21 protein-coding genes and 3 pseudogenes are annotated in these 25,776 nt (G+C 66.7%); 15 read left to right on the forward strand and 9 right to left on the reverse strand.

The annotated features are described in order from the left end of the window. The first annotated feature begins 200 nt into the window (after window positions 1-200). Together D7V80_RS12590 and D7V80_RS12595 are read left to right on the forward strand one after the other, a co-directional pair. Window positions 201-1,361 (forward strand): IS4 family transposase, encoded by a 1,161-nt coding sequence (locus tag D7V80_RS12590; RefSeq protein WP_120588388.1) that lies wholly within the window; start codon window positions 201-203, stop codon window positions 1,359-1,361. A 23-nt stretch (window positions 1,362-1,384) separates the two neighbouring features. Further along, window positions 1,385-1,996: pseudogene (locus tag D7V80_RS12595) on the forward strand (serine/threonine protein kinase); the annotation flags it as partial. A gap of 13 nt (window positions 1,997-2,009) precedes the next feature. On the opposite strand, the gene D7V80_RS12600 reads toward D7V80_RS12595, so the two are convergent. Beyond that, the gene (locus D7V80_RS12600; RefSeq protein WP_158616615.1) at window positions 2,010-3,302 is read right to left on the reverse strand and encodes an IS4 family transposase; all 1,293 of its coding nucleotides are present in this window, start codon (window positions 3,300-3,302) and stop codon (window positions 2,010-2,012) included. A 373-nt stretch (window positions 3,303-3,675) separates the two neighbouring features. On the opposite strand from D7V80_RS12600, the gene D7V80_RS12605 reads away from it, so the two are divergent. The 4 genes from D7V80_RS12605 (at window position 3,676) to D7V80_RS12620 (ending at window position 10,220) form a co-directional block, all read left to right on the forward strand. After that, window positions 3,676-4,182 (forward strand): hypothetical protein, encoded by a 507-nt coding sequence (locus D7V80_RS12605; protein WP_199738570.1) that lies wholly within the window; start codon window positions 3,676-3,678, stop codon window positions 4,180-4,182. Between the two features lie 161 nt (window positions 4,183-4,343). Continuing rightward, entirely contained in the window at window positions 4,344-5,498 is a 1,155-nt protein-coding gene (locus tag D7V80_RS12610) for a protein kinase (protein ID WP_120588390.1), read from the forward strand. 456 nt (window positions 5,499-5,954) lie between these two features. Continuing rightward, complete coding sequence (locus tag D7V80_RS12615) at window positions 5,955-7,808, forward strand: PKD domain-containing protein (protein WP_371807712.1); 1,854 nt, start codon at window positions 5,955-5,957, stop codon at window positions 7,806-7,808. 210 nt (window positions 7,809-8,018) lie between these two features. After that, entirely contained in the window at window positions 8,019-10,220 is a 2,202-nt protein-coding gene (locus tag D7V80_RS12620; RefSeq protein ID WP_233585288.1) for a kelch repeat-containing protein, read from the forward strand. Here D7V80_RS12620 and D7V80_RS12625 read toward each other — a convergent pair. From D7V80_RS12625 to D7V80_RS43635, 4 genes and pseudogenes are all read right to left on the reverse strand, one after another. After that, window positions 10,208-10,888: an SdpI family protein gene (locus D7V80_RS12625; protein ID WP_120588392.1), complete on the reverse strand. Its 681-nt coding sequence runs from the start codon at window positions 10,886-10,888 to the stop codon at window positions 10,208-10,210. The two genes, D7V80_RS12620 and D7V80_RS12625, sit on opposite strands and share 13 nt — an antisense overlap. Further along, entirely contained in the window at window positions 10,885-11,172 is a 288-nt protein-coding gene (locus D7V80_RS12630) for an autorepressor SdpR family transcription factor (protein WP_120588393.1), read from the reverse strand. Before D7V80_RS12630 ends, D7V80_RS12625 begins: the two co-directional genes overlap by 4 nt. A gap of 159 nt (window positions 11,173-11,331) precedes the next feature. Further along, window positions 11,332-11,508, reverse strand: coding sequence for a hypothetical protein (locus tag D7V80_RS43630; RefSeq protein WP_304987496.1), 177 nt, complete (start codon window positions 11,506-11,508; stop codon window positions 11,332-11,334). Window positions 11,509-11,574: 66 nt separating this feature from the next. Further along, window positions 11,575-11,733: pseudogene (locus tag D7V80_RS43635) on the reverse strand (DUF4215 domain-containing protein); the annotation flags it as partial. A 518-nt stretch (window positions 11,734-12,251) separates the two neighbouring features. On the opposite strand from D7V80_RS43635, the gene D7V80_RS12640 reads away from it, so the two are divergent. The 3 genes and pseudogenes from D7V80_RS12640 to D7V80_RS12655 all read left to right on the forward strand — a co-directional run bounded on the left by D7V80_RS12640 (window position 12,252) and on the right by D7V80_RS12655 (window position 14,833). Further along, window positions 12,252-13,421: a LamG domain-containing protein gene (locus D7V80_RS12640; RefSeq protein ID WP_158616616.1), complete on the forward strand. Its 1,170-nt coding sequence runs from the start codon at window positions 12,252-12,254 to the stop codon at window positions 13,419-13,421. Between the two features lie 118 nt (window positions 13,422-13,539). After that, window positions 13,540-14,285 (forward strand): annotated as a pseudogene (locus tag D7V80_RS42705) (IS5 family transposase). A 47-nt stretch (window positions 14,286-14,332) separates the two neighbouring features. Beyond that, window positions 14,333-14,833: a hypothetical protein gene (locus tag D7V80_RS12655; protein WP_147447077.1), complete on the forward strand. Its 501-nt coding sequence runs from the start codon at window positions 14,333-14,335 to the stop codon at window positions 14,831-14,833. A gap of 459 nt (window positions 14,834-15,292) precedes the next feature. On the opposite strand, the gene D7V80_RS12660 is transcribed toward D7V80_RS12655, so the two are convergent. Next, the gene (locus D7V80_RS12660; protein WP_147447078.1) at window positions 15,293-15,643 is read right to left on the reverse strand and encodes a hypothetical protein; all 351 of its coding nucleotides are present in this window, start codon (window positions 15,641-15,643) and stop codon (window positions 15,293-15,295) included. Between D7V80_RS12660 and D7V80_RS12665 the strand changes: the two genes are divergently transcribed. Beyond that, complete coding sequence (locus tag D7V80_RS12665; RefSeq protein WP_120588399.1) at window positions 15,636-16,352, forward strand: hypothetical protein; 717 nt, start codon at window positions 15,636-15,638, stop codon at window positions 16,350-16,352. The genes D7V80_RS12660 and D7V80_RS12665 overlap by 8 nt on opposite strands. Window positions 16,353-16,379: 27 nt before the next feature. On the opposite strand, the gene D7V80_RS12670 is transcribed toward D7V80_RS12665, so the two are convergent. Then, a complete protein-coding gene (locus D7V80_RS12670; RefSeq protein ID WP_120588400.1) occupies window positions 16,380-17,348 on the reverse strand; it encodes a M91 family zinc metallopeptidase in 969 nt (322 codons plus the stop codon). A 255-nt stretch (window positions 17,349-17,603) separates the two neighbouring features. Between D7V80_RS12670 and D7V80_RS12675 the strand changes: the two genes are divergently transcribed. Next, a complete protein-coding gene (locus D7V80_RS12675; protein WP_120588401.1) occupies window positions 17,604-18,173 on the forward strand; it encodes a hypothetical protein in 570 nt (189 codons plus the stop codon). Between the two features lie 97 nt (window positions 18,174-18,270). Here the strand turns inward: D7V80_RS12675 and D7V80_RS12680 are convergent, their stop codons facing one another. After that, the gene (locus D7V80_RS12680; RefSeq protein WP_120588402.1) at window positions 18,271-19,302 is read right to left on the reverse strand and encodes an outer membrane protein assembly factor BamE; all 1,032 of its coding nucleotides are present in this window, start codon (window positions 19,300-19,302) and stop codon (window positions 18,271-18,273) included. 318 nt (window positions 19,303-19,620) lie between these two features. Between D7V80_RS12680 and D7V80_RS12685 the strand changes: the two genes are divergently transcribed. Further along, window positions 19,621-20,418, forward strand: a complete 798-nt coding sequence (locus D7V80_RS12685) for a hypothetical protein (protein WP_120588403.1) — start codon at window positions 19,621-19,623, stop codon at window positions 20,416-20,418. A 4-nt stretch (window positions 20,419-20,422) separates the two neighbouring features. Here D7V80_RS12685 and D7V80_RS12690 read toward each other — a convergent pair whose 3' ends face one another. After that, complete coding sequence (locus D7V80_RS12690; RefSeq protein WP_120588404.1) at window positions 20,423-21,514, reverse strand: vWA domain-containing protein; 1,092 nt, start codon at window positions 21,512-21,514, stop codon at window positions 20,423-20,425. Between the two features lie 187 nt (window positions 21,515-21,701). Between D7V80_RS12690 and D7V80_RS12695 the strand changes: the two genes are divergently transcribed. The 3 genes from D7V80_RS12695 (at window position 21,702) to D7V80_RS42215 (ending at window position 25,677) form a co-directional block, all read left to right on the forward strand. Next, a complete protein-coding gene (locus D7V80_RS12695) occupies window positions 21,702-22,940 on the forward strand; it encodes a styrene monooxygenase/indole monooxygenase family protein (RefSeq protein WP_120588405.1) in 1,239 nt (412 codons plus the stop codon). A gap of 92 nt (window positions 22,941-23,032) precedes the next feature. Beyond that, window positions 23,033-25,030 (forward strand): AHH domain-containing protein, encoded by a 1,998-nt coding sequence (locus tag D7V80_RS42210; RefSeq protein ID WP_199738572.1) that lies wholly within the window; start codon window positions 23,033-23,035, stop codon window positions 25,028-25,030. Beyond that, window positions 25,027-25,677 (forward strand): hypothetical protein, encoded by a 651-nt coding sequence (locus tag D7V80_RS42215; protein ID WP_199738574.1) that lies wholly within the window; start codon window positions 25,027-25,029, stop codon window positions 25,675-25,677. Before D7V80_RS42210 ends, D7V80_RS42215 begins: the two co-directional genes overlap by 4 nt. The last annotated feature ends 99 nt before the right edge of the window (window positions 25,678-25,776 follow it).

Raw genomic sequence — 25,776 nt, forward strand, 5'->3', positions numbered from 1 at the left:
TCTGTCGCCGAGCTGCTCGCCCAGGCACGCGCTTCATTTGTGCGCCTGGGCTACCGTCACGATGTCCTCGCCGCCTTCTTCGATGACGCGGGCCTGCGCCTTACCGGACTTCCCTGAAGGGGTTTAGCGAGTTGATCAGCACACGCTCGCTCGGCGGCTGCGTGCGAAGGCGCTGGTATCCGCGCAAAGAGGCAGCCACCATGACGCGCAAGGTGGCCATTGACGAAGAGCAGGTGCGGGCGTTCCTGACGGAAGTGTTCGAGGACGACCTGCACGTCAAACGAATCCTGTCCCTGTCGCACGCGACGCTGGGGGCGGTGCAGGCGGCGAGCCTGTCGGTAGCAGCCATCGGCAAGGCCATGGCGTGGGCGCGTGGAGAGGACGTCACGTCCAAGCACGCGGTGAAGCAGGTGGACCGACTGCTGTCGAATGGAGGCTTCGACGTCTGGAAGCTCTTCGCGTCCTGGGTGCCCTTCGTGCTGGCGGAGCGGACCGAGGCGGTCATCGCGCTGGACTGGACGGACTTCGAGCAGGACGACCAGGAGACGCTCGTGGCCAGCCTCATCACCCGGCATGGGCGGGCCACGCCGCTCGTGTGGACGACGCTGGTGAAGTCCGCCTCCGTGGGCAACCGGCAACTGGTGGAGGACCAGACGCTTCAGCGACTGCGTGAGGTGATTGCCTCGGAGGTGAAGGTGACGGTGGTCGCGGACCGGGGCTTCGCGGATGCGAAGTTCTACGCGCTGCTACGGCAACTGGGCTTCGGGTACGTGGTGCGTTTCCGTGCGGACATGCTTGTCACGTCCGAGGAGGAGGAGACGAAGCGCGCGGCCGAGTGGGTCCCAGAAGGCGGACGCGCGAAGGTACTCCGAGGCGCACGCGTCACCGCGGCCATGGCGCAGGTGGGGGCCGTGGTGTGTGTGAAACGCAAGGGCATGAAGGACTCCTGGTGCCTGGCTACCAGCCTCTCGGAAGCCACGGCCCAGGAGGTGCTGGATGTCTACGCCCGGAGATTCACCATCGAGGAGACGTTCCGGGACGTGAAGGACCTCAAGTTCGGCATGGGGCTGAAGCAGGTGCGCGTGAAGACGCCCGAGCGTCGAGACCGGTTGCTGCTCGTCAGCGCCCTGGCCCAGGTTCTTCTGACGCTGCTGGGAGCCGCGGGCGAGGCACTGGGTTACGACAAGCATTTGAAGGTGAATACGGTGAAGCGGCGTACGCACTCGCTCTTCACCCAAGGCACCTACTATTTCATGGCCATGCCGCGCATGAGCGATGAACGACTCCGCCCGTTGGTGGAGCGATTCGCGCAACTCGTTCGCGAGCACGCCGTCCTCCGAGAAACCTTCGGACTTATCTGACTGAGATGAGGGGATGCTTCAGCGTCATCATCGATTTCAGTTGCGCGACCTACACCCTCGCCGAAGACCTGACGGATGGGGGGCTGCCTCCAGGGACAGACCGCTATCGCGCGCCCGAGCAGTTCAAGTTCCTGCGCGAGCACAAGGACGAGCACCGGGCCCGCTACGCCTTCCAGGTCGCCGACGAAATCTTCGCGGTCGGCGTCATGCTCCATGAACTGCTGACCGACCCACGCCCGACGGAGTTTCGTCCGCGCTTCGACTTGAACAGCCCTGCCCTCCCACCGCCGCCCCCTCGATTGGCGAATGCGCGGGTCCCAGCGGCACTGAGCGATCTCGTCGAGAACATCTTGGCCCGAGACCCCAAGGTGCGTCCGGTCGATACCGAGGCGCTGCGCCGCGAGCTGGCGGATCTCCGTGACGAGCGCTCCGCTGAGTATGATGTGCCGGCCCATCCACCCGCTGAACAGCGTCACGGAGGGCCAACACCCGGGGCACTGGCGATGCCCCCCACGCCGCAATCCCTCAAGCGGCATGTTGCCATGATGGAGCGACCGCTTCGCGGGGGAAGGTGGCTCGCAGGCATCGTTTGTATCGTCGCGCTCGTCATGGCTGCGGCCCTCTGGCGCTCGTCCATCCGCTTCCGGTTTAGCCGCCGCTCCCGAGGGAAGCCTCCCGCTTGCGCCGTTCCCGCTCTCGGCGCTGCTGGCGTGAGCGAGCCGTCACCTCGGCAATGAGCAGGATGCGCTCCTCCAACTGCTCCAGCGTCACGCCCCGGCTCATCATCGCATGCGACAGCAGCAGCGGGGCGCAGCGGGTCAGTGCCAGCACCAGCGCGAGCCGCCCCGTCGCCTGCTCGTGGCCCGGCTCGCCAGCCCTCTGGTTCATCGACAGCTCCAGCAGGCGCGAGAGGGCCAGGGCAATCACCTTGGCGTACACCAGCGAGAGCACCGCGCCCGGCCGCGTGGCGCGCAGCGCCGACAGCCCCACGCCAGATTTGAGGGCTTTGAAAAGCAGCTCCACTCGCCAGCGTAGACGGTAGGCCTCGGCCACCTCGCGCGCCGTCAGCACGTCGCGGCCCACCGTCGTCAGGTACCAGCGCCGTTCGCCCTCCGGCCCTTCCACGGCCACGACACGCGCCTGGGCCGTGCGCCCGTGCTTCTCCAACTGCACGTCCACGTCGATGACGCCGCCCTCCTCCTGGAGGACGCCCTGCAAGAGCGCATCCGTCAGGCGCATGCCACGCGCGCGTACACGCTCGCCCTTTCCCACGTGCACCCGCAGCACCTTCGGGTCGTGCTGGGCCTTGAGCCGCACCAGGAAGTGGGCCCCGGCCTCAATCGCGTCGAGGAAGCGGCCCGTGTCCGTGTAGCCCAGGTCCATGAAGGTGAGCGTGCCGGGACTCAGCGCCTCCTCAGGCAGGGCGCGCGTGTCCTGGGTACGCTGGGGTGTTAGCCCGTCGGCCACCGGCAACTCGTCTCTCAGCGACACCAGCGCGTGCCACTTGAAGGCGGCGGGCCTCGCCTCGCTGGTGGACGGGGCCCAGTCCGCCGCCAGCCGCTGCAGCAGTTGGCACGTGGAGTCGGCCACCTGCACGTCCGTGAATTCCTCCAGCAGTGCCCCCAACTCATTGAAGGGCTTGTCCTCGCCGACGGCCTCTCGCACGGCCTGGACGGCCCGGCTCGCCACCTCACGCATCAGCTGCCCGAAGGCGTGGTTGAAACGCTCGAAGAAGGCGCTGTGCGACAGCTTCTGCCCGGTGAGCGCGAGGTAGTTGGCGAAGGCCGTCGTCTGCGTGCCGGGCATGGGCGTCACCGCGGCCACGGTGGCCTCCACCAGCGCCACCAGGTCCACCTTGCGCTGGCGCTGCAACGCCCCCAGCCGGCGTGCGGCCTCCAGAATGTCCTCGGCCGACACCAGCGCGCGCAATCCCTCAGCCACCTTCGTCCTCGGAGTGCTCTTCCTCATTCCGGAAGAATGTTCCTGGCCACGCCGTTTTGGCGGACCTGCCTGCTCGGCCGCCCTTATGTCTTTGATTCTGCTCTGCTTTTCACCATCACGCTAAGCGGACGCGGATGGGCGCTCGTCAGGGAGCGCCCCCGGCGGGCCTGCCGAGTCGCACGCCGCCACAGCCCCACGCCCTCCTTCTGCCACCACCCAATCCGCGCCGTCCCAAACACCCCCTCCTGCTATGACACCTGTTGGCCCTTCGTCCGTGACAGTCCCGGGGCCAGTCATCGCCGCTGCCCCGAAGGAAGGATCCGCCGTGAAGAACCCAGCACCCGAAGCCTCGCCCCCAGGACGTGCGCCCCGAATGCCGAAGAAGTCCGTTGCCGCCGTCGAGTGCGCGTCGCTGTCGCTTGTCGCGGCGCTGGCGGTGGGCTGTCCGGGTGCCCAGATCCGGCCCGAGTCCTTTACCTGCCCGGCTGGGGCGGATGAGGCCATGCGGGAGCAGCTTCACTGGAGGGACGGAGACTCATTCATTCTTCAACTCGACGACCGCCAATCGATGCTTGAAAACGTGTGGTTCACCGCTGGCGCGGAGGTGGTGGGGGTGGTCCCCAAAGGCGTCAACGACGACCGGCAGGCCGCGGTCGCCCCTCGTGGGACGCGCTTCTACGGCAAGGCCTACTACCTCTCCGACAAGATGGGGCGTGTGGATGGGCCGGCCCTCGTCGTCCGGTACGACCGAGTGAAGCTCCCGGGGCAGGAGGAGCAACCCATTTGCTTCGTGGTGGAGAACGAAGCCGTGGCGTTCAAGGACGGCAGGGTGAAGGGGTACAATCGGGGCGCCGGGACAGTCGTGCACCGCTGGCCCTGAGCAGCCCTGGGGCGACTTGGTAGGTAGGTGCTTGATTTCGCCCCCTCATCCTCAAAACTCGACATGACCTCCCAGGGTCGTTCCATGACGGCCCATCCCACAGGTAACGTCGTCCGCGACGCGTCGGCCGTCGGATGCCTGCGCGAAGAGGAGGAAAGAGCATGTCGGAAAGTGAGTTCAGGCTTCCACGCGGGGCGATTCTCTTCACGCGAGATGGCTTCCAGTACGAGTTCCGCGAAGACCTGGGAGAGGTTCACCACGGGTTGAGTCTCCTGCTGGCCCGGCGCCGTACCTCCGAGGGCAATATCCGGGGCAAGGTGCTGCTCAAGGCGGTGGGCGTTCCGAAGTTGATGGAGCTGCCTCGCATCAAGCGGGCGCGGGCGAAGCTTGAAGAGCAGGTGTGCCTCGCGACGTACCTCGACCATCCGGGCATCCTCCGTGTCCATGGGCTGCACAAGGCAGAGGGGTGCTGGTACGTCATCACCGAGCATCCATCGGGCCACAGCATCAACACCCTGTTGACGCTCTCGGGGGAGTGCGGTCGCCGGTTCTCTCCCCTCTTCGCCCTCCATGTCGGGGCGCGCGTCGCCGAGGCCCTGGAGCATGCCCACGAGGCGAAGGACGAACAGGGGCGCGCCCTCAACATCGTCCACCGGGCACTCGACGTTGAGCACATCTTCGTCGATTGGAACGGTGACGTGCAGGTCTCCGACTTTGGGCTCGCTCTGTCGGACCTGCCCGGCCGCGTTTCGTCCACGGTGCGCCAGCCGCAGGGGGATGCGTTCTACTCCTCCCCGGAAATGCTCCTGACGGGTCGCGTGGATGCGCGCTCGGACCTCTTCGCGCTTGGCAATGTCCTGCTTGAACTCGCGACGGGGAAGAACCTCCTGGATGCCCCGGACGCCTTGACCGAAGAGGTGAAGGACTCGCTTTCAGTCAGGCAGCGCGTGCGGGTCCGACGTGCCGTCAGGCGGGCTCGGCTCGCAGGCAGCCCTGTTGGCGTGGAGGACGCGATCTGGCGCGCGGCTACCTACTCGCAAGCGGACCTGGAGGCGTTGACGGAGTCGCTTCCGCAGGGGTTGGGCCTGGCACTGCGCAAGCTCCTCCAGCCCCGCCCGGAAGCCCGCTACCAGACGGCGCGGGAACTGGCTGCGGACCTGCGCCGCTGGCTCGGAGAGGGAGATGCCTACGGCCGGAAGGAAGCGGTGTCGGAGCTGCACGAGATGGCGAAGCGATCCCGCGAGGTGATGGTCGAGCTGGGCATGCGGCGCCCCCGTGGCCTCCAGGTGTCCCAGGACGAGATCAGCACGAACTAGCCACGCCTGCCTGCGAGGGGGCTCAACTCCAGTCCCGCCATGTTGCACGTATGTCGCATGAAGCTGCGGCATGGGGTGGAACATGGCGGGACAACAGGTCATGCGGCGGGATATCGAATCCGAGTCGCTCCGAGCGGTAGCGAGGTAAGGACGCGATCCTGCTGGGAGTTTCGCACCGCCCGGTGCGGGTTCGAATCCCGCCTTCGGCACATCTTCGGCCCCGGCACCTCCATCGCGGTGGCGAGCCTGACCCATGGCACCTGGAGTCAGGGAGAGGGAATGGGCAGTCAGCTTCTGCACGTTCGGATGGCACCCAGGTCAGCCCCCGCGAGTTTTAAAGCATTGATTCGTGGGGTCACCGTCTCCTCTCACGTGCGGGCGCATTTCCGGAGCGCCAGCCTTTCGAGGGGGACGAATTTGAACCGTGTCACACACATCCGAACCGTTTTCCTCCTGATGTCCCTGGGAGTGTTGTCCATTGCCTGTGGTGGCTCCACCACGCCTCCCCCGCCACCCGAAAACCTGCGCCCGGTGGCCCGTGCGGGTTCCTCCCAAGAGGGGGTGGTGGACCATGCCGTGGAGCTGGACGGCAGCGCGAGCACCGACCCGGAGGGTCAGGCGCTCACCTATGCGTGGACCGTCGTCTCCGCCCCGCCAGGCAGCAAGGCCGCGCTCTCCCAGCAGTCCTCCGCGAAGCCTTCCTTCACCCCTGACCTGGAGGGCGGCTACGTCCTCAGGCTGGTGGTCAGCGACGGTACGCACGAGTCCGAGCCGGCCTTCCTCACGCTCTCCGTGCGGAGCGCCGCACCTACCGCGCGCCCGGGCGCGTCTCGCACCGTGCTCAGCCGCAAGCCCGTGACGCTGGATGGCAGCGAGAGCACGTCCTCGACGGGTGCGTCCCTCACCTTCACCTGGTCCTTCGCGTCCGTGCCCGAGGGCAGCACCACCACGCTGCGGAATGACACCTCGATGAAGTCCACCTTCCTGCCCGACCAGGACGGCGACTACGTCGTCAGGCTCGTCGTCAGCGACGGGAAGCGCGCCTCCGCGCCGGCACTCCTCAAGGTGACGGCCGAGAACCGGGCGCCCGTGGCGAACGCCGGTGCCGACCGCGTGGCCATCGTCGGCACGTCCGCGACCGTGCCGGGAAAGGGACAGGACGAGAATGACGACACCCTGACCTTCGCCTGGACGCTCAGCCGCAAGCCCATGGGCAGCACCGCCACCCTGCGGCAGGCCAATACCCAGACGCCCTCCCTCACGCTGGACGTCGAAGGCAGCTACGAGCTGTCACTCGTGGTGGAGGATGGCCGGGCCGCGAGCCCCGCGGACACGGTGGTCATCACCGCCCAGCACCCTTCCGTCCACAGACTCAGCCATCGCGTCATCGACGCCGAGTACAGCAAGGCGCTCGACCGGGTGGTGATGGTCGCCACCAACCCCAACGCCCTCTACCTCTACGACCCGTCCACGCAGACGGAGACCTCGGTCGCCCTGCCCACGACCCCCACCGCCGTCAGCGTGGGACCGGACGGCCTGTTCGCGGTGGTGGGCCATGACGCGAACATCTCCTACGTCGACCTCTCCGCGTCGCAACTGGTGAAGACGGTGCCCGTCACAGCCGATGTCTTCGACGTCGTCCTTGCTGGAAATGGCTTCGCGTATGCCTTCCCGCGCACGGACCAGTGGGTGTCCATCCACTGCATCGACCTGGTCTCCGGCGTGGAGACGCTGAGCGGCTTCTGGTCCATCCGCGCCGGCACCCGGGCGCGCCTGCATCCCGGGGGGACGGCCCTCTACGGCGCGAACAACGGCCTGTCGCCAGACGACATCGAAAAGTATGACATCAGCGGCGGCACCGCGCAGATGCTCTACGACTCGCCCTACCACGGAAGCTATTACATGTGCGGGGACCTGTGGTTCTCCGAGGACGGAGCCCGCATCTTCACCGCCTGCGGCAACACCTTCCGCGCCTCCAACTCCAGGAGCGAGGACATGACGTACGCGGGCGCGCTCCCCGATGCGGCGTCCATCGGCCACCTGACCCACTCCACCGCGGCCGACCGCATCGCGCTGGTCCTGGAGAGCTACTGGAGTACCACGGTGGGCAAGGAAGTCCGGCTCTACCACCCGGACTTCCTCGGCTTCGACCAGAGCATTCCGTTGCCGCGCTTCAAGGTGAATGGCACCTCGCACGACAGCTTCGGCCGCTTCGTCTTCTACTCCGCCGCGGGCGACAGGCTCATCACGGTGGTGCAGGCCGCCGCGAGCTCCGGCCTGTTGAACGACTACGGCGTCGTCACCTTCTGACCGCCGCGCACGGCCCGGGATGCCGCTCCGGTCCCGGGCCGGCAGGGCGAATTGCCATGTCTCCCCAGACATGACGTCATACAATCCATGACACGAAGAACAATGCAGTCATGGGCATGCCTCGCGGTTGTCCTCCTCACTGTCGCGGCGGGGTGTGGTGGCCCCCAGGAGCAAGCGGCGGGTACGGGTGAGGTGCACCTCGTCAGCGCCATGGCGCAGGCTCTCTCCTCGTCCGATATCGCCTCCGTGGTGGTGGGGGTCACTGCGGCGGACATGCCCACCCGCACCGCGAGCCTCGTGAAGACGAATGGCCAGTGGAGCGGCATCCTCGGCAACCTGCCTGCGGGCACCCTGCGCACCTTCACCGCCGAGGCCTTCAACGGCAGTGGGACGAAGCTCTACGCGGGAACGGCGACCCACGTCACCATTCTCGCCCAGCAGACGACGGCGGTTTCCATCACCTTGCAGGAAGTCAATCCGGCGGCGCCTTTTGAGAATGCCGCGCCCTGGATTGCCTCGCTGTCGGCCGCGCCCGGCACCGTCGGGCCCGGGGGCACGGTGAGCCTCCAGGCGGCCGCCTTGGACGCCAACCCGAGCGACACCCTGACGTACAGCTGGAGCGCGCCCTCGGGCAGCTTCGCCCAGGCGGGCAGCCTCTCCACCACCTGGACGGCGCCCACATCCGCGGCCACCGTGCCTCTGACCCTGACGGTCACCGACTCGAAGGGAGCCCAGGGCAAGGTGACGTTCAACGTCACCGTCACCACCGGCAAGGGGGACGCCACCGTCAACGCCTCCATCAACACCTGGCCGCGAGTGGACAACATCTCCGCCAGCGTCACCGCCCTGGAGGTGAACGAGTCCACCACCGTCACCGCCACGGCCTCTGACAGTGACGGGGACTCCCTGACCTACAACTGGGCGGCCTCCTGCCCAGGCACGTGGACCGGCGCCCACTCCGCCACCGCGCAGTTCACCGCCACCGCGCAACCCTCCAGCAGCGCGTGCAACAACTGCACGCTCACCGTCACCGTCACGGACTCCCGCGACGGCCAGCCCGTTGGCGGTCAGACCACGGGCACCTTCTCCCTCTGCGTGGGCCCCAGGAAGACGGCCACCTTCCCGCCCGACATCACCGAAACCTTCCAGTCCGCCACCTCCACGTCGGCCCATGGCACCGTCACCTTCCGCCTCAAGGCGGTGGACCCGCAGGGCAGCGCCCTGGGGTTCTCCTGGGCGGCGAGCGCGGGGACTCCCGGCACGCCGACCTCCAGCGCCAATACCAGCGAGGTGGCGTGGACGGCCCCCGCGTGCGTGCCGGCGGCTCCCCCCACGATCACCGCCACGGTCACCAATGCCCTGGGCGGCGTCTCCACCCATTCCTTCACCGTGACGGGCCTTCCCGCGTGTGTGAACTCGGGGTGGGTTTCGACGGCCGCGATGGTCAGCGCTCGCTATGGCCACACGACGACGCTGCTGCCCGGAGGCAAGGTCCTGGTCGCGGGCGGGCAGAACAATGCAATCCGTTCGACGACGGAGGTGTATGACCTCACCTCGGGCAGCTGGAGCGCAGGCGCCAGCATGGCCTCCAGTCGCACCCAGTACGCGGCGGCGCTGCTCAATGGCAGGGCCCTGGTCCTGGGAGGCATCTCCAGCGGGGGCGCCGTCCTCGCGGCGACCGAGCTGTACGATCCAGCCTCGGGCTCCTGGAGCGCCGCCGCCGCCATGACCTCCGCGCGGGCTCGGCAGACGGTGACCCGGCTGCCTGATGGCAGGCTGCTCGTCACGGGCGGATACAACGCCAACGGGGCTCTCGCGACGGCGGAGCTGTATTCATCGGCCACGGGCACCTGGACCGCCGCGCGCTCCATGGCTTCTCCTCGCGAGAGCCACACGGCGACGCTGCTCGACAACGGCAAGGTGCTGGTGACGGGGGGAATCAACGGCAGCACGCATCTCGCGACGACGGAGTTGTACGACCCGGTCTCGAACACCTGGAGCGCCGCGGGCTCCATGGCCTCTGCTCGCGGGGAGCACACGGCGACACTGCTCAACAATGGCAAGGTGTTGGTGACGGGAGGGCTCAACGGCACCACGCCTCTCGCATCAGTGGAGTTGTACGACCCGGCCTCGAACACCTGGAGCGCCGCGAGCTCCATGAGCTCGTCTCGCTACCAGCACACGGCGACGCTGCTCCACAGTGGCAAGGTACTTGTCGCGGGAGGCTTCAACGGCGGCAATATCGCGGCGGCGGAGCTGTACGACCGGGCCTCTGGCGCCTGGAGCGCGACCCAGCCCATGGCTTCGTCCCGGCGCATCTCCACGGCGACCTTGTTGCCCGATGGCAGGGTCTTCGTCGTGGGGGGATTCAACGGCAATCCCCTCACCGCGGCGGAGCTCTACACCCCCTGAGTCCCGCGGCCGCCCGTCGGTCCGTGCCGGTCCCCCTCGATGCGGCGATAGAGGAAGTACGAGTACAGCACGGGAGTCACCGCCGCGACGGCGACCGCCGCAAGCACGGGGACCGGACCACCGCCAAGAAGCCCCGAGACGAGGACGATGACTCCCGCGAGGACGAAGAGCCTTCCTCCCAGGCGATGCGTGCGCAGCCAGACCTCGTCGCTCGCGAGCGTCCAGGGCGTCCGGATTCCACAGAAGAAGTTCTTCGTGAACTTCCCCATGTAGTTGCCCAGGACCATGAAGAGCAGGCCCACGCCCGCGGGAACCACGCGCGCCATCGGCACGGACACGCCGATACCCGAGAGCAGGACCAGGGCGTTGAGCAGGAACAGGAACGCGACCAGCGCCGCCTGGATGCCCTCGAAGACGCCCTGGAATCGCTCCATGCGGTAACCCCTGGGCGAAATCCGCGGCACGGCAACCAGGACCAGGTACATGGCCGCCATCACCAGCGGCAGGACGAAGGGTCCCCAGGGCTTGGGCGTATACCCATCCACCACCCCCTCGGCATTCCAATGCGTGGGGAGCGACTCCGGCAACTGGCCGTAGAGCATGAAGGCCATCGCGAACGCCACGACGACGAGTCCCAGACTCAGCACGTTGGCTCGGCTGATGCTCATGACTGCTCTCCATTCCCCTTTTCGACCTTGAAGAGGTCAAGAAGGACTGCCGCTACGTCCTCGAACACGGTCGTATTGAGGGAGTAGACGATTTGCTGCCCTCGGCGCTCACAGCGCACCAGGTCCGCGGCTTTGAGCACGTTGAAGTGATGCGACAGCGACCCCTTGGTGATGTCGAACGCCTCGGCGAGCTCTCCCGCTGACTTCGAGCCGCCCTGCAGGAGCTTGAGCACCTTGCGCCGGGTCGGGTCGGAAATTGCCTTGAAGACCTCCTGCGTTCGCATCGCGACCTTTTGATATTTTGAATAACTTCAAAATAACGACCCGGGAGGCCATGTCAAGTGGGATGCATGGCTCACCGGGACCTGGGGGGCTTGCCGAGCCCTCGAGCCTGAAAGCGCCCCCAGCATGTCCGCCCTTTCCGGAAACGCGTCAGGGGCTGGCTACAACTCCAGCGAGGAGGTGCCCGTCTTGGCATAGACAGGCTTGCCTTTCGGGCCCAGGGCGGACTGGACGATGCCGGTCTCCTGCCCGTTCGCGTTCTGGAAGTCGATGTGGCCGTTGAGCAGGTCCTTCCCCCGGAAGTCGCGGTAGACGATGGGGAGCCTCAGCGTGGACAAGGGCGCTGAAAGGACGCAGGCGAAGCCCTCCTCGATTTGACAGGTCGAGGAGCAGCCGTCGAAGTCGCGCGGGTTGCCGTCGTCGCACGACTCGTCGGCGGTGAGGATGCCGTCGCCACAGCCCGCGGCGTGGCACCTCAGGCCGCTGGCGCCGCAGTTCCATCCCGCCTCGACCTGGCAGCTCGCGTTGCAGCCATCGCCGCTCGTGGTGTTCCCGTCGTCACAGCCCTCGTCGCCCTCCTTCTTCCCGTCGCCGCAGACCGACGGGAACCCGCGTCGACAGGCTCGGTGCCCGCGTCCGTGGTCCCCGCGTCCTCGGACCCCTCGTCCATCATTCCGGCGTCGAGGCCCGCGTCGGTGCCTGCATCCTCATCCGGCTGCGTCCCGGCATCGTCTTCAGGCTGCGTCCCGGCATCCGTGCCAGCGTCCACATAGGGACCGGCGTCCTGGCTCCCGGTCGAGGCATCGGGCCGGGTCCCCGCGTCGGGCTCCGGAGTGTCGTCACCTCCACAGGCCGCGAGTGAGAACAAGAGGGTGACGCAAAACATTCGAACCGACAGGGATTAACGAAAGCCAGTCTGGGTCTTGTTTGTCATACGGGGCGCGCATGCTGGGAGCGCCCGTTTCGGCTGTCAATGGTTGGGCGACACAAAAAGGGGTTTCACCGGCATGTCAGAGGCTTCCTGTATATCCGCACCCGCCTTTTCCCTGGCAAAGGAGGCAGTGTGAAAGGATTCAAGTGGATGATGACCGCGGCCCTCGCGGTCATCGCGCCTGTCATGTCGAGCGAGGCCGTGCCCAACCGGGTCACCAACGGCCTGGTGGGCGAATGGAAGACCATCATCAAGATGCAGTTCGGGCTCCCCGATCGGGCTCCCGATACGAGCGGCCTGAACCAGACCGGCACGGTCGTGGGCACGGCGACGCAGTCCTGGGGCTGGTGGGACAACGGCATGAACCTGGTGGGGGACAAGTACATCCAGGTGGCCAACTCGCCGAACCTGAACTTCGGCACCGGCAGCTTCACGCTGACGGCGTGGATCCGCATGTCGGACACCAGCCGCTACAACAAGACCATCATCGACAACCGGGGCACCGACGGGCGCGGCTATTCGTTCGCGGTCACCGAAGGCAACAAGCTGCTGCTCCAGATGGCGGATGAGACGGGCTGGCTCAACTTCGTCTCGGAACCCTACCTGACGCCCAATCGCTGGCATCACGTCGCGGTGAGCGTCAGCCGCACCTCCTGGCCAGTGCACATCGCCTTCTACATCGACGGGTACGACGCCGGCCTGGCCACGCCCAAGATGGGCAACATCAACAACACCAACAACCCGTTCTTCATCGGCGGCCACAAGGACACCGCCGGGTACCGGTTCTCCGACCGGCTCGACGAGGTGTTCGTCTTCAACCGCGCCCTGCCCAACTACGAAATCTGGAATGTGCTCAACCCGGGGCGGCCCAGCTACACGCCGTCGTACTGGAACGACAACAGCCGGCAGGGGCAGAACAACTGCTACAACTACGCCAACAACAAGGCCACCAACACGTTCGCCCAGCCGGGCCGGGCTTCCGGTTCGCAGGCCACGTACATGGACTGCTCGGTGGTGCGTCAGGCCGCCATCAATGACGGCCTGGAGCCCATCTCCGACTATCTGAGCACCATCCTGAACTTCAAGACCGGCGCCGCGCTGGTTGTGGCACCGGGCTACGACTACCACTGGTACCGGCTCGACGAGAGCGGCACCTGGACCCACAAGCCGGGCGGCACGCGCGCGACGAACCTGGACAACGCGGGTCAGGTCATCACGGATCCGCGCACCGCCAACCGCGGTCCGTACACCCAGTTCTGCGGCTTCTTCATGCTCTGGTCGGACATCGCCGAAGGCTACGGCCACGAGTCCATCAACTAGGGGCTGTCCCTGATCTCCGGCCCGAAAATCAACCTGGTGGATCAAACACCGGCGTTGGACCCGGCCTTGAGGGGCATAGGAGGTTGCCAGCCAGCGTCAGGCATGCTCAACGCTGACTGTGCGCCGACATGAACTGAGCGATGCTGAGTGGAGCCGCATCAAGCCCTTGCTGGGCTCGCGGAGCGGCCCACCCTCGAAGCGAGGGGACCGCGACTTCATCAACGCCGTCATCTGGCGCGTGAAGACTGGGGTGCAATGGCGGGACCTTCCGGAGCGATTCGGCCACTGGAAGACCGTCTACAACCGCTTCCACCGCTGGGCGCAAGCCGGGCGCTGGGAAGCCATCTTCAAGGCCCTGCGACTTCCGGTGGATGAGCTCGGCTCGCTGGCAGACGCTTCCGTCGTCCGGGCGCATCAGGACGCCGCGGGCGGAAAAGGGGGGTCCGAAGAAATGCTCTGGGGCGTTCTCGAGGAGGTTTTTCAACGAAGGTTCACGCCGTCACAACGACGGGCGGTAAGCCGCTCCACCTCGCGCTGACGCCCGGCCAGCAGCATGAGTCCACGATGGCCGAGGAACTGCTGGTGCACGCTGAGGGCGACGCCTTCATCGCGGACACCGGTTATGACGCCGAGCGCATTCGCGCCAACGCCCAGAAGGTGGGGATGAAGCCCGTCATCCATCCCCATCCCAGCCGCAAGCAGCCTCCATCTCTGGACCGCACCCTCTATCGGCTTCGCTACCGGGTGGAGTGCTTCTTCCACGACCTCAAATGCTTTCGCGCCGCTGCCACCCGTTACGACAAGACAGCGACCTGCTACCTCGCCGTCCTGCACGTCGCCTCCATGCTTCTCTGGCTGCGTTAATCAGGGACAGCCCCTAGGCCTCCCACCCCTTTCACGGAGAATCCTCCATGTCTCGTCCTTCGTTTCGTGCGTTCGTCCTCTGCGGAGTGCTGGGGTTGGGTGTGGCGGGGTCCCTGACGGCCTCCGCGTCGGACCTCCAGGCCGAGCAGCCCCAGCAGGGGCTGCGCGTGACATACCTGCTGTACTCGGGCCGGCCCAACCCGAGCGTGCTCGTGACCGACCCGGCGCAGGTGCGCGCCATCGAGGAGCAACTCGCCCGCTCGCTCGCGGACGGTCAGCGCACCACGGTGGCCGAGTCCCCGGCGGTGCTGGGCTACACGGGCATCCAGATCGAGCGGCTGGGCGACGCGGGCCGCGGCAGCGCCCCGATGGTGCTGCGGGGCGCGGTCCTGCGTGAGAAGGCGAACCCGGAACAGGCGGCCCTCGCCCCCGCGCAGGCCACGGTGTCCCGTGATGCCGAAGCGCTCGAGGACCTCCTGCTCGGCCTGGGCCGCGACCAGCAGGTGATTGGCGACATTGAGTTGTCGGTCATCCGCGCGACGAAGTAATCCTGGCCAGTGGGCCCGCGCCGCACGTATCGGCGCGGGTTCGCAGTGGGCAAGCACGACTGGCGGCTTCACGAGCAGGCACAGGTCCAGAGCATCCACCGCCCGGACATGGGAAACTGGGCGCGGATGGGTGAGAGAAAAGCAAGGTTCCTGCTGTCCGATCAGTACGGTCGTCATGTCGCGGCGTGGAGATGTGCGGTCCTTCTCCAAACGCAGGGCCTTGGCACCGGCCCGGTCGAACTCCGACAAGAAGTCACATCCGCCACGCCGTGGGATGACCTCGTCGAGGTTCACGAGGACGCTGACGGCCTGCGCACGGAGCATGTCTGGCAGGTGAAGCGCCAGCGCACAGCCCTTGAAAAGGACGCCTTTGACGACCTGCTGAGAGCCCTGCACGAAAGGTCTCCCCAGGTAGGTCACTTGGCGCTCCTCAACCTTGTGAACGTTCAAGGAGCCAGTTCACTCGCCAGCCTTTCGGAGCTTTGCGACCGGGCCCGTCAACCAGGCTTCGATGTTCATGGGCCGGTGGACTTGAGCGTTGCGGCGCGGAACTGGCTTCACTACCTGCACCGTCTGCTCGGTGTCGCCGAACCAGCAGCACTGACGTTCCTTCAACGGCTTGAGGTGGAGGAGCTCGGAAGCGTCGACCTCTTGAAGAGGCGCACGCTGGACCTTCTGGTGCCTCGCTTCCGCCATGAGTCCACGAAAGCCCACGACAAGCTCATGGCCTTTCTTCCGGTGGCAGGAATACGCAGTCGGCCGGGAGGAGAACGGCGAACGGATCCGGCTGTCGGGATACGTGATGTCCAACGCCCTGAAGGCCCTCCGCCCGGCATGGGAAAGGGATGCGGACTTGACCACGGAGTTGATCTGCCATGCCATGAAAGGAGGCGACGATGCGCTGGGACACGTCCTGAGTGTATTCAGTGGTACGTCCCATCCTCCGGAGCTCAGCGAACTGCTCGTCCAGCGCTTCAGGCCCCACACCTTACGCTGGTGGCAGGAAGAGCCATGGCGGGTATCGCAATGGATCTACTGGGCGGAGCACTCTTCGTGTCTAGAAACCCTCGAGAAGCCACTCGAGGACCTGACAACATTCGACTCATGGCTCAAGTATCGAGCCTTCGAATCCCTCATCACCCTTCATCCGTCCAAAGCCGCCGAGTATTCCCATCAGGCCGCGGCCAGCTGGCCCTCGGATTGGAGCTCCCACTTCATGCCGCAGTCCACGCTCAGCCGCCTTGTCAGGGCGAACGTGGAGAGCTGGCTCCAAAGGATGCGGGAGCATCTGCTCAAGGGAAACCTGAATCCCAAGACGATGCTGCGGCTCGCGAGAGTCCTGGCCCCTTTGCTCCCGCCTGGACAACACAACACGTTCCGCAAGGAGTTGGAGCGTAAGTTCGGAGGCATGCACTACTTCCGGTTTGGGGATGATGGAGCCGTGGCCCAAGAGTCGGTTGGTTGCTCCGATCGATGCGCGCAGATCCTCTATGTCACGGACGGTCTGGCCTTGCGGTGAACCAGAGTGGAAATGCGTTGGCGACTGTCACCCGCTGACGGGCGTCTTCTTCTTGTAGGCCGCCAGCTTCGCCGCGTCCTCCTGGGACAATTTCGGCTCCAGGTCGACGGAGCCCTTGAGCAGGCGGTTGACGCCGCTGTTCTTCACCTCCGCCTTGTCCGCGTAGAAGGTGCGCTGCGGCAGGCCCTGCTCGTGGCGGTAGGTGTTCTCTGACGGGCGCGTCAGCTTGCCCTTGCCGTCGATGAACGCGCTGTCCTTGAAGCCGTCCAGGCCCGCCGCGCTCATCTCGCTCAGGGACAGGTCTTGCTTGTTGCCGCGCTTCACCGTCGTCTTCGTGTCGATGGTGCCGTCCACGTACTCGCGCGCGTGGTGCAGCTCGTGGAGGAGCGTGGAGTCGGAGGGCTTGTTCTGGGGCGTGCCCCAGGCGCCGTACTTCCCCTTGTGCGAGGCGTGCTTCGGGTCGGGGATCCCGTCCGTCGGGCTGTACTCCACCTTGGAGCCCTCCTGGATGCCGAACGCCTTGCTCGCCCCCGCCTTGTCAGTGGTGCCACTCTCTTCCTTCTTCCAAATTTGCACGTGCTTCTCGGCGGTGCCGTTGAGCCCCGAGTGACGGTTGATGCCGTTGAGCTCCATGCGGCCCGTCTGCGTGCTGGAGATCTTCTTCAGGTCCTGGAGCGCCGCCAGAGTGAAGCCGGGCTGCTTGTCCGTCTCGCCAATTTTGAGCTGCCCCACCGTGGTGATGCGCACCTTGCGGTTGTCCTCCAGCGCCACCTCCTCCGTGCGCACGGGCAGGCCGGGGCTCAACAGGTCTCGGCGGATGCCGTCCGTGAGCGTCTTCTCCTCTGGCGGCTGGCTCACCGGCTTCGGGGCGCTCAGAGGCTTCTTCATGTACCAGTCGTCCGGCTTCGCCTTCGCGGGGGACTTTGGCGTGGACGGAGCCTGCGGCGCGCTCGCGGTGGGCGACTTCAACGAAGGCAGCTTGAGCTTGGACGGCATGGGGGACGTGCTCCTTGGGGAATGACTCGAAGACTACCGCGCATGCTCCGGGCGCGCCTGATGACGGAAGACATCAGCGCGTGACGGGAGTCACCAGGCGGGCTGCCACTGCCGGGAACGACGCCAGGGGTACTTCAAGGAAGATCAACGGCTTGCGCATGACCTGGAGGGGCCGGGGCGTTGGCACGCCCGCTGCTATGGGTGTCCTCGTCGCTGAGAGCAACGCTCACTCCCCTTCCAGAAAAGAGACACGTCATGGCCATCCGCTCCGTTCGCAGCCCCTCCGCCCGTCCCAGCCCCTCCTCCACCAAGCCGGGCGCTGCGGGCGCCGCCTCCAAGCCCAACAAGCCGGGCGCTGCGGACGCCGCCTCCAGGCCCACCAAGCCGGGCGCTGCGGACGCCGCCTCCAAGCCCAACAAGCCGGGCCTTCCGGACGCCTCGGCGTCGTCCCCTTCCGGGAAGCTGGGCAACAAGCTGTCGGCCCTGAAGCAGGACGGTTTCGACATGGGCGGCATCGGCGGCAAGGCCGCGGAGCTGGGCAAGCTGCTGGATAGCGCCGCCACCGTACTGAACAGCATCGCCCAGCTGGTGCAGGGCATCACGCAGGGCGTGCAGGGAGTTGCCCAGGGCGTGCAGGGCGCCGCGGATGCGGTGGGTGGCGTCGCGGGTGCGGTGGGCGGCGCCGCGAACGCGGTGGGCGGCGCGGTGGGCGCGGTGGGTGGTGCCGTGGGCGCGGTGGGCGGCGCCGCGACCAGCGTGCTGTCCCTGGCCCAGCCCCCGATGCAGGACCCCACGGCCGGCATGAGCCAGGCCCCGACCCTGTAGTCGTCCGCCGCGAAGCCTGACGCGGGGATGAAAAAAGGCGTGACGGCGATGAGCCGTCACGCCTTTCTCGTGTCGTCACGGACTGCCAGCCGCCGCGCTACTCGATGGCGGCGACCTTGTCGTCCTTGCCGAACTTCACCCGCACCTTGGACGTCTTCGACTTCCAGTAGGTCCAGGTGCTGGAGTGGAACGTCGGCGTCTCATGCGCGGGCGGCGGGCCCCAGGCCATGCGCACGGCCTCGCGGCTCATGCCGGGCTCCACTTCCGACGCGGAGACCTTCTTGCGGTCATCCGCCGACAGCGCCTCCAGCTTCGCGGCCTGGTCCTCCGCCGCGAACGAGGCCTGGAACAGCTTCCAGGTCTCCGAACCCGAGCGCGAGTCGTTCGTGAACTCGAGCTCCGCGCCCGTGTCCACGACCTTGAACTTCACGGAGGACGAGCCCTTGTCCAGCACCTCCACCTTCGCGTTGAAGGGGATGATGGGGCCCTTGAGGTAGTTCACCCAGGACACGGTGCCGTCCTCGAAATGGAAGTTCGCGGTCGCGTGGTAGTAGGTCTTCTCCACCACGGGCGCGGGGGCGGGGGCGGCCGCGGGCTCGTCGCCCACCCGCACGACCTTGCCATCCGGGCCGAACTCGACCTCGAACGTGGAGAACTTCGAAGCCCAATACGTCCAGCGGCTGCCCTGGAGCGACGGCGTGCGGTGCGGCGGCGGCGGACCGGCCGTCAGCAGCACGGCCTCGCGCGACATGCCCCGGGCCAGCTCGCCGGCACGGACCTGCTTCTGCTCCTCGGGCGTCAGCGCGGCGATGCGCGGGGCCGGGTCCTGCTCGGCGAAGAAGCCGGCGAACAGCACGTTGATGGGCTTGCCCAGGCTCCGGTGCGTCACGAACCGGAACTCGGCGCCGGAGTCGATGACCTTGCAGCGGACCTCGTCGTTGTCCCGCTCGAGGACCGCGACCTTCGCCCCCACGGGGATGGCCACGCCCTTGCCGCGGTAGTTCACCGCGGAGAGCTGGTTCTTGTTGAGCAGGAAGTTGGCCTGGGCATACAGCACCTCGGCCTGGGCACTCATCGCCGTCAGCAACCCCAGCGCGAACACGGCGCTGAGGACATTCTTTCGATACACGCGAAACCCCCCTCGGGAAGGCAGCGGCGTGCTTGTAGTGGTGTCGCACGCATGGCCGCAAGGGAGTTCGCGCCCCCCGCCCTACGCCCCGAGCATGCCAATCACTGAATTCGTTCTGGTCCACCAGATGGCAGAGAGAGACCGGGGGTTGATTCCTGCCAGCCTGAACCGGCACGCTATCCGCCCCCCCAGGCACGAACTCCTCAGGCAGGCATCGCGCAAGGCACGCTTCGAAGAACGGGCCGATGCCGAGACCTGGGGAGACTTCGAGCGGAGGGTGTCGAGAAGGCCGGCGCCCCGCGCGCCCGGGAGGAACGAATGCCGAAGAAGAAGAAGACAGGCGTGGGCCAGGCCGGCGGCGTGGACTGGATGGCGGGCCTGGGCCCGGACTACGACAAGGCCTATGAGCGGGGGCTCCGCAAGGCCGCGGAGCGCCTCAAGGACACCGTGGCCTTCGGCGGTACCGATACGCCCCGCGGCTACAACAAGACGTACTGGAAGACAGGCAAGGACCGCGACGGCGACGAGATCCTCATCCTCCACTTCGGCACCCCCTCGGCCGCGGTCCTCGACATCCTCAATTATCCCAAGAAGTGGACGCTGGACTGCATCGAGTTCATCCAGGTCCTGCGGTGGTGCGCGCAGTACCACGCACTGGGGCAGGAGGCCTTCAACAAGCTCGGCGGCATCAACAGCTTCAAGCTGTCCTATCACGAGACCACCGGCCTGCGCGGCCGTCAGCTCTACCTGCGCTCACGCAAGCGCGATGCCTTCGACTGCGTGGACGCGCTGACGAACCGCAAGACGCCCTCCGGCGTCATCCTGTCCACCACGGCGCAGGAGGATGAGTTCCTCGAGTCCGTTCCCATCGGCTCGCGCGTGATGTGGTCCGACAGCCACCCGGACGCGGAGGACACCGACTTCGAGAACGAGAACACGCTCAAGATCGGCCCCGACGAGTACGTCGCCCACCCGTTCGGAATCCTCTCCGCGCAGGAGCTGCGCGAGGAGATGGCGACCCCGGAGGACGAGGACGACAGGGATGAGGCAAAGCGAGACGCCTACATCCGCCGCAATCTCTTCATCAAGGAGATTGAATGGTACGCCCGCTCGTGAGCGCTCAGGCCGCGGCGCGCGCGCCGTCCCAGTCCTCCACCTCGTAGAGGAACTTCGTGCCGCCCTTGAGCTTGCGATTGGCGGACGTGCTCTGGACGAAGACGACGTACTTCTCCAGGCTCGCGGGCCGGATGCGCACCGTCTCCCCGGGCGGCAGGCCGAGCATCTCCCGCGCGCGCTCGCCGCTGTAGAGGTCGCCGGACTTGCGGTCCATCAGCACCACCTCCTTGCGGCCCTGGATGGTCTCCGTCTTGGTGAACTCGTAGAAGCCGCGGCCCGTCCTGAAGCCCAGGCCGTTCTCCGTCACGAACTCCTTGATGGCGCTGTCCGCCTCCACCTCCAGCACCTGGAAGCGCCCCGGAGGCACCGCGCGCAGGTCCGTCTCACCGAAGAGCGTGGACGCGGCCCGCTTGAGCATCGTGTTGAACATCGCGTTCAGGCCGCGGTTCATGCGGCCCTCGCGGGACACCTCCGCTTCGTATGCCTGGAGTTGCGCGTCCGAGGACTGCTTGTAGCAGACGGCCAGCAGCATGTCGGTGACGTGCGAGAACTGATCCAGGCTCAGGTGGAAGCCGCCCGACTTCTCCGCCAGCTCCTTGTAGAACGACGTCGCGTGGCGGCGGTTCAGCGCCTGGACGCCATACACCGGCACGCCCTGCGCCCCCAGCGCGGCCACCTCCTTGCGCCAGTCCAGCTTCTTGGGGTTGTGCTGGGGCGGGTGCGGCACGTCGTCGCCAATGAGCACGAACGCCTTCGTGTAGCCCTCCGTCCAGGACAGGCTCCGGGCCTCGTGCAGCACCAACTCGTAGCATTCGGGCGCGTCTCCGCCGCCCGTCTGCTCCACCTTCTCCACGAAGCGGGTGATGGCCCTGGCGTCGTCCGTGAGGTCCAGCGCCTTGGTCACGTAGGTGGACTTCGCGTCACAGTAATCGCCGTGCGCGATGATGCCGATGCGGATGCCTGGAATCTCCTTCGTCAGCCGAGCCACGGCGGCCCCCAGCTTCTTCCGCACCTGCGCGAGACACGGATACATGCTGCCCGTGGTGTCAAAGCTGAAGACGACCTCGACGCGGTTATCAATCACAGACTTCGCCATGACGTGTTCCCCCTCGTGCGTTTCTCGCTGCGACAGGAGGAACAGTACTCCCGGGGTCTGACATGGAAGGCGGCTTCGGGGGCCGGTTTCCGGGGGGTCTCGTACCGCCGTGCGTAGCCAGGACCGGGGGCACGTTGCGTAGTGTCCTGGCAGGGCGTCACGCCCGCGCATCACCCAGGGGGGGACCATGAGAAACATCGGCATCATCGGGGCGGGTCAGGCGGGTCTGCAGCTCGGCTTTGGCCTGCTGGAGAAGGGCTACACGGTCACCGTCTACTCGGACCGCACGCCTGAACAGATTTTCAACGCCCGGCTCGCAGCGACCACCTACCTCTTCGGCCGCGCGTACCAGTACGAGCAGGAGCTGGGGCTCGACTTCTGGAAGGGCCCGGGGGAGTACGCCCGGGGTGGGGACCTGGACGTCTGCCCGGCACCGGGCCAGCGGGCGCTCCGCGTCCAGGGGCGCATCCAGAATCCGGGCAAGTCCCTGGACCTGCGGGCGAAGTACTCACGCTGGCTCGCGGAGTTCGAGCGGCGCGGCGGCATCGTGGTGGTGCGCGACGTGGACGTGGACGCGCTGGAGGTGCTCGCGGCCGGGCATGACCTGGTGGTCGTGACGACGGGCCGCAACAGCTTCACGCGGCTGTTCGAACGGGACGCCGAGCGCAGCGTCCACACGCAGCCGCAGCGCAACCTCGCGGCAATGATTGTCACCGGCATGAAACCGCTGAACGAGACGCCCTTCCCCGCGCTCAAGTTCATCCTGACGGCGGGCCACGGCGAGTACTTCGCCATGCCGTACTTCGACCGCATCCGGGGTCCGCTGAACTGCCTGCTGCTGGAGGCCATCCCCGGCCAGGGGTTGGACCGCTTCGGCGGCGTGAGCACCGCGCGGGAGGCGATGGAGCGGATGAAGCAGGTGCTGCGGGACTTCTCGCCCTGGGTGGCGGAGCGGCTGGAGGGCGCCTCCATCGTGGACGAGTCCTCCTGGCTCACTGGCGCGTTCACGCCCACGGTGCGCAAGCCGGTGGGCCGGTTGCCCTCGGGACGCACGGTGATGGGCATGGGGGACGTCGTCATGCTCAACGACCCCATCGCGGGCCAGGGGCTCAACAGCGCGTCGAAGCAGGCGCATGCGCTGACCCAGGCCATCCTCGCGCACGGCGACCAGCCCTTCACGCCGGACTGGATGGAGCAGACCTTCGAGCACTTCTGGCGGACGGAGGGCCAGTTCATCACCGCGTTCACCAACATGCTGCTCCAGCCGCCACCGCCGCACGTGCTGCGCTACCTGGGGGCCGCGTCAGCGGTGTCACCCCTGGCCGACACGTTCTTCGACAACTTCGGAGAGCCGCAGCGCTTCTGGCCTTGGATTGCCAGCCCCGAGGAAACCGACGCGCGCATCCAGCAGGCGGCCGCCGCGTAGCGGCTGTAAGTCTTTGTCATTCCCACCCGTCCGGTCCTTCACTCCCGGTCCGGGCGGCTGAATCCTCTCAGTCCCGAGACTGGGGGGGACACATGACGATTCAGTTTGGGTTCATCGACCAGGGTGATGGCGCCAACCTGCGGACGCTCCCCGCGGAGCTGAAGGGCTCCACCTGTCTGACTCCGGCGCCCCTGCCTCCGGGCACGCGGGTGAGCGTCATCCGGGACCATGCCCAGGCACCTGGTTGGTCCTACGTCTCCACCGTGGTGGGGGGATACCTGCTGCAAGGCTATGTGCAGACCTTGCGCATCACGACCCAGCTGCCGGAGCCCGCGGCGACGCTCCATCAGGTCCGTCCAGGGGAGAGACTGGAGCCCATCGCCGCGCGCAGCTACCGGCAGGCCATCCAGCCGGGGCGAGACCTGCGCTTCTACGAGAATGTCATTCATCACGTGAACGTGAAGAGTGGCCGCAAGGGCGTCCAGCGCATCGACGGTGACGTGCGGCTGGTCGCGGGCGAGCGCATCTGGCTGGTGAGCATTGCCTTCGCCAACCAGCTCCAGGGAATCGTGTCGAGCGGCTCCATCACCCACGAGGCGATGGCCCAGGCGCGCAAGGCCGCCCGGCATCTGGAGGACGTCCTCACCTCCGTGCGGCAGGCGGACCAGTTCTTCGCAGAGGTCACCGGTCAGTACGGCAAGGCCATCCTGGACAACTGGCTGGAGATTTCGGCGATGGTGGTGGGCTTCATCGCCGCGGAGGCGCTGTCCACGTTCCTCGCGGCGACGCCTACCGGCGTAGGACAGCTCGCGGCGGCGCTCATCCAGCTGGGCCTGGCGGCATTCGGAGCCCATGGCCTCATCGAGGCTGGAGGGGAGGCCCTGAAGCACGCGCAGCTGTGGCTCACCCAGGCCTGGGAGGCCAATGGCTCACCAGAGAAGCTGAAGGAGGCCAGCAAGTCCTTCCTCCGGATGCTGGTGAGCATCGCGATGGCGGCGCTGGCGCTGATGGGCGTGAAGACCAACGCGGGACGTGGGCTCAAGCTGATGACGTCCGTGAGAATCACCCCACCCCGCATCTACATGATGGCGGCGGCGGGCCCGGGCGGTGCCTACGCGGGCGTCCCCGTGTTCCAGCCAGGCTCCATCACCGCCGCTCCGTCTGTCCCGCTGCCCTTCAATCCCTGGGGCTCCGGCGCACCGTTGTTGTCAAAGGCCGTCGAGGAGGGCGGGACGTCCAAGCCGGATCCCGAGCCCACCCTGACCGAGCGCACGCTCAGCGACGCCGAGTTGGAGAAGCTGCTGGAGAAGCTTCCCAACTGGGACAAGCTCAAGGACTTCGTCGGACGCCGCATCCCGCAGGAGGGGACGCCGGAGTTCAACGCCTTCAAGCGGGAGCTCCAGGCCGCTGGCTACCGCCTGGAGAAGTTGAGTTCGAACTCCCAGCCCTTCCGGCTGCGCCGTCCTGACGGGAAGGCCCTGGGCGACGAGTATGGGGCGCTCACGGTGACTCAGGATGGGCTGGTGGTGCTCAAGGTCGGCAAGGGCACGCCTCGCCTCAGCGTCTTCACCCGCTACCGGAAGAACTACCTGGACTGGGTGGAGAAGACCCAGGGCCCGGCGGCGCGGGCAGCGGCGGAAGTCCGGCTCTCCGCAGGCCATCCCATGCACCACCTCATCCCCGACGAGATCGCCCAGAGCCACCGGCTGATCCGCACGGCCATGGAGCGGCTCAAGGGCTACACGATTGACCGGGGGTCGAACATCCTCGACATGCACTCCGGGATCAACGTGGAGGGCCAGCTCATCCACTCGGGCAGCCACCCGCTCTACAGCAACTTCGTGAGTTTCCAGCTGGACGCCGTCTGGAATAGACTGATCGCGAGGGGCCCACCCTCCAGCTGGACGCCCAAAATCATTGAGGACGCCATCCTCAAGGTCGAGAACGAGCTTCGCCGGGCTATTGAGTCCGGAAGTCTGAAGGAGCCGGCCATCAAGGTGCTCCACGAGCAGCACGGCGACAAGGTGCTGACGGGGAAGAAGCTGGCATTGCTGGAGCTGCCCGCCCATGGGGAGTCACACACCACATGATGTATGCATTGTCGGCTGATGCCTCCCACGCCCAAGAGAATGCGGATATCTATGACGTCAATCTCATTGAGTTTGACGGCTGCGAGTCCGTGACGTTCTTCGATCCCGGCATCGACTATCAGCGCCAGCAGGGCACGCCCGGGGTCATCGAGTTCGTCGGCAACCTGGAGAGCATCGCCGGGCGCGACCACATACACAGCGCGCCCCTGGGGTTGTTGCTACTCTCCCGGCGCATGGTGCGCGTGCTCGAAGCGGTGGGCCCGTTCCCCCACCGCATCATCCCCACAGTCATCTACTCGGAACGCATCAGACACCTCGTGTACAGCGGATACCCCCGGAGGCGGACCTGGCATTCGGTGACGGACCCTGCGTTGAAGAATGAGGACTTCGTCATCCTCCAGTTGTTGGAGCGGATCGACTGCCTCGACCGGGAACGCACCCTCGTGAAGGGTGTGCCCTTCCACCAGTGCGGAGAAGAGCTCCTGGGCCAAGAGGAAGCCGAGCCACTCGTGCTCCGCCCGCCGCCAGGAGGCTTCCCGCCCGTGTTCTCTGTCCCCGAGCTGCTCTACTACTGCTACACCGAAGAGGCACGGCAGGCGTGTGAGCAGGCGGGACTGAAAGGCCTATGGTGGCGCCCCCAGCCGTGAGCCCGGACGCGCCCGGGGCTGACGTTGGTCGCAGTCCCCCTTTGGATGACATCTCCATGGGGACGCAACCTGAGTGGTGAGGGCTCGAAGCCCGTCGCG

Origin of the sequence: Corallococcus sp. CA054B (genome assembly GCF_003611625.1) — a bacterium.
Lineage (GTDB): Bacteria > Myxococcota > Myxococcia > Myxococcales > Myxococcaceae > Corallococcus > Corallococcus coralloides.

Excerpts from the sequence above, each read along its gene's own strand:
- D7V80_RS42210 (WP_199738572.1), top strand. The coding sequence starts at position 23,033 with ATGACGATTCAGTTTGGGTTCATCGACCAGGGTGATGGCGCCAACCTG.
- D7V80_RS12590 (WP_120588388.1), top strand. The coding sequence starts at position 201 with ATGACGCGCAAGGTGGCCATTGACGAAGAGCAGGTGCGGGCGTTCCTG.
- D7V80_RS12685 (WP_120588403.1), top strand. The coding sequence starts at position 19,621 with ATGCCGAAGAAGAAGAAGACAGGCGTGGGCCAGGCCGGCGGCGTGGAC.
- D7V80_RS12605 (WP_199738570.1), top strand. The coding sequence starts at position 3,676 with ATGCCGAAGAAGTCCGTTGCCGCCGTCGAGTGCGCGTCGCTGTCGCTT.
- D7V80_RS42215 (WP_199738574.1), top strand. The coding sequence starts at position 25,027 with ATGATGTATGCATTGTCGGCTGATGCCTCCCACGCCCAAGAGAATGCG.
- D7V80_RS12625 (WP_120588392.1), bottom strand. The coding sequence starts at position 10,888 with ATGAGCATCAGCCGAGCCAACGTGCTGAGTCTGGGACTCGTCGTCGTG.
- D7V80_RS12695 (WP_120588405.1), top strand. The coding sequence starts at position 21,702 with ATGAGAAACATCGGCATCATCGGGGCGGGTCAGGCGGGTCTGCAGCTC.
- D7V80_RS12665 (WP_120588399.1), top strand. The coding sequence starts at position 15,636 with ATGTCCAACGCCCTGAAGGCCCTCCGCCCGGCATGGGAAAGGGATGCG.
- D7V80_RS12675 (WP_120588401.1), top strand. The coding sequence starts at position 17,604 with ATGGCCATCCGCTCCGTTCGCAGCCCCTCCGCCCGTCCCAGCCCCTCC.
- D7V80_RS12610 (WP_120588390.1), top strand. The coding sequence starts at position 4,344 with ATGTCGGAAAGTGAGTTCAGGCTTCCACGCGGGGCGATTCTCTTCACG.
- D7V80_RS12670 (WP_120588400.1), bottom strand. The coding sequence starts at position 17,348 with ATGCCGTCCAAGCTCAAGCTGCCTTCGTTGAAGTCGCCCACCGCGAGC.
- D7V80_RS12690 (WP_120588404.1), bottom strand. The coding sequence starts at position 21,514 with ATGGCGAAGTCTGTGATTGATAACCGCGTCGAGGTCGTCTTCAGCTTT.
- D7V80_RS12620 (WP_233585288.1), top strand. The coding sequence starts at position 8,019 with ATGGCGCAGGCTCTCTCCTCGTCCGATATCGCCTCCGTGGTGGTGGGG.
- D7V80_RS12640 (WP_158616616.1), top strand. The coding sequence starts at position 12,252 with ATGATGACCGCGGCCCTCGCGGTCATCGCGCCTGTCATGTCGAGCGAG.
- D7V80_RS12630 (WP_120588393.1), bottom strand. The coding sequence starts at position 11,172 with ATGCGAACGCAGGAGGTCTTCAAGGCAATTTCCGACCCGACCCGGCGC.
- D7V80_RS12655 (WP_147447077.1), top strand. The coding sequence starts at position 14,333 with ATGTCTCGTCCTTCGTTTCGTGCGTTCGTCCTCTGCGGAGTGCTGGGG.
- D7V80_RS12615 (WP_371807712.1), top strand. The coding sequence starts at position 5,955 with ATGTCCCTGGGAGTGTTGTCCATTGCCTGTGGTGGCTCCACCACGCCT.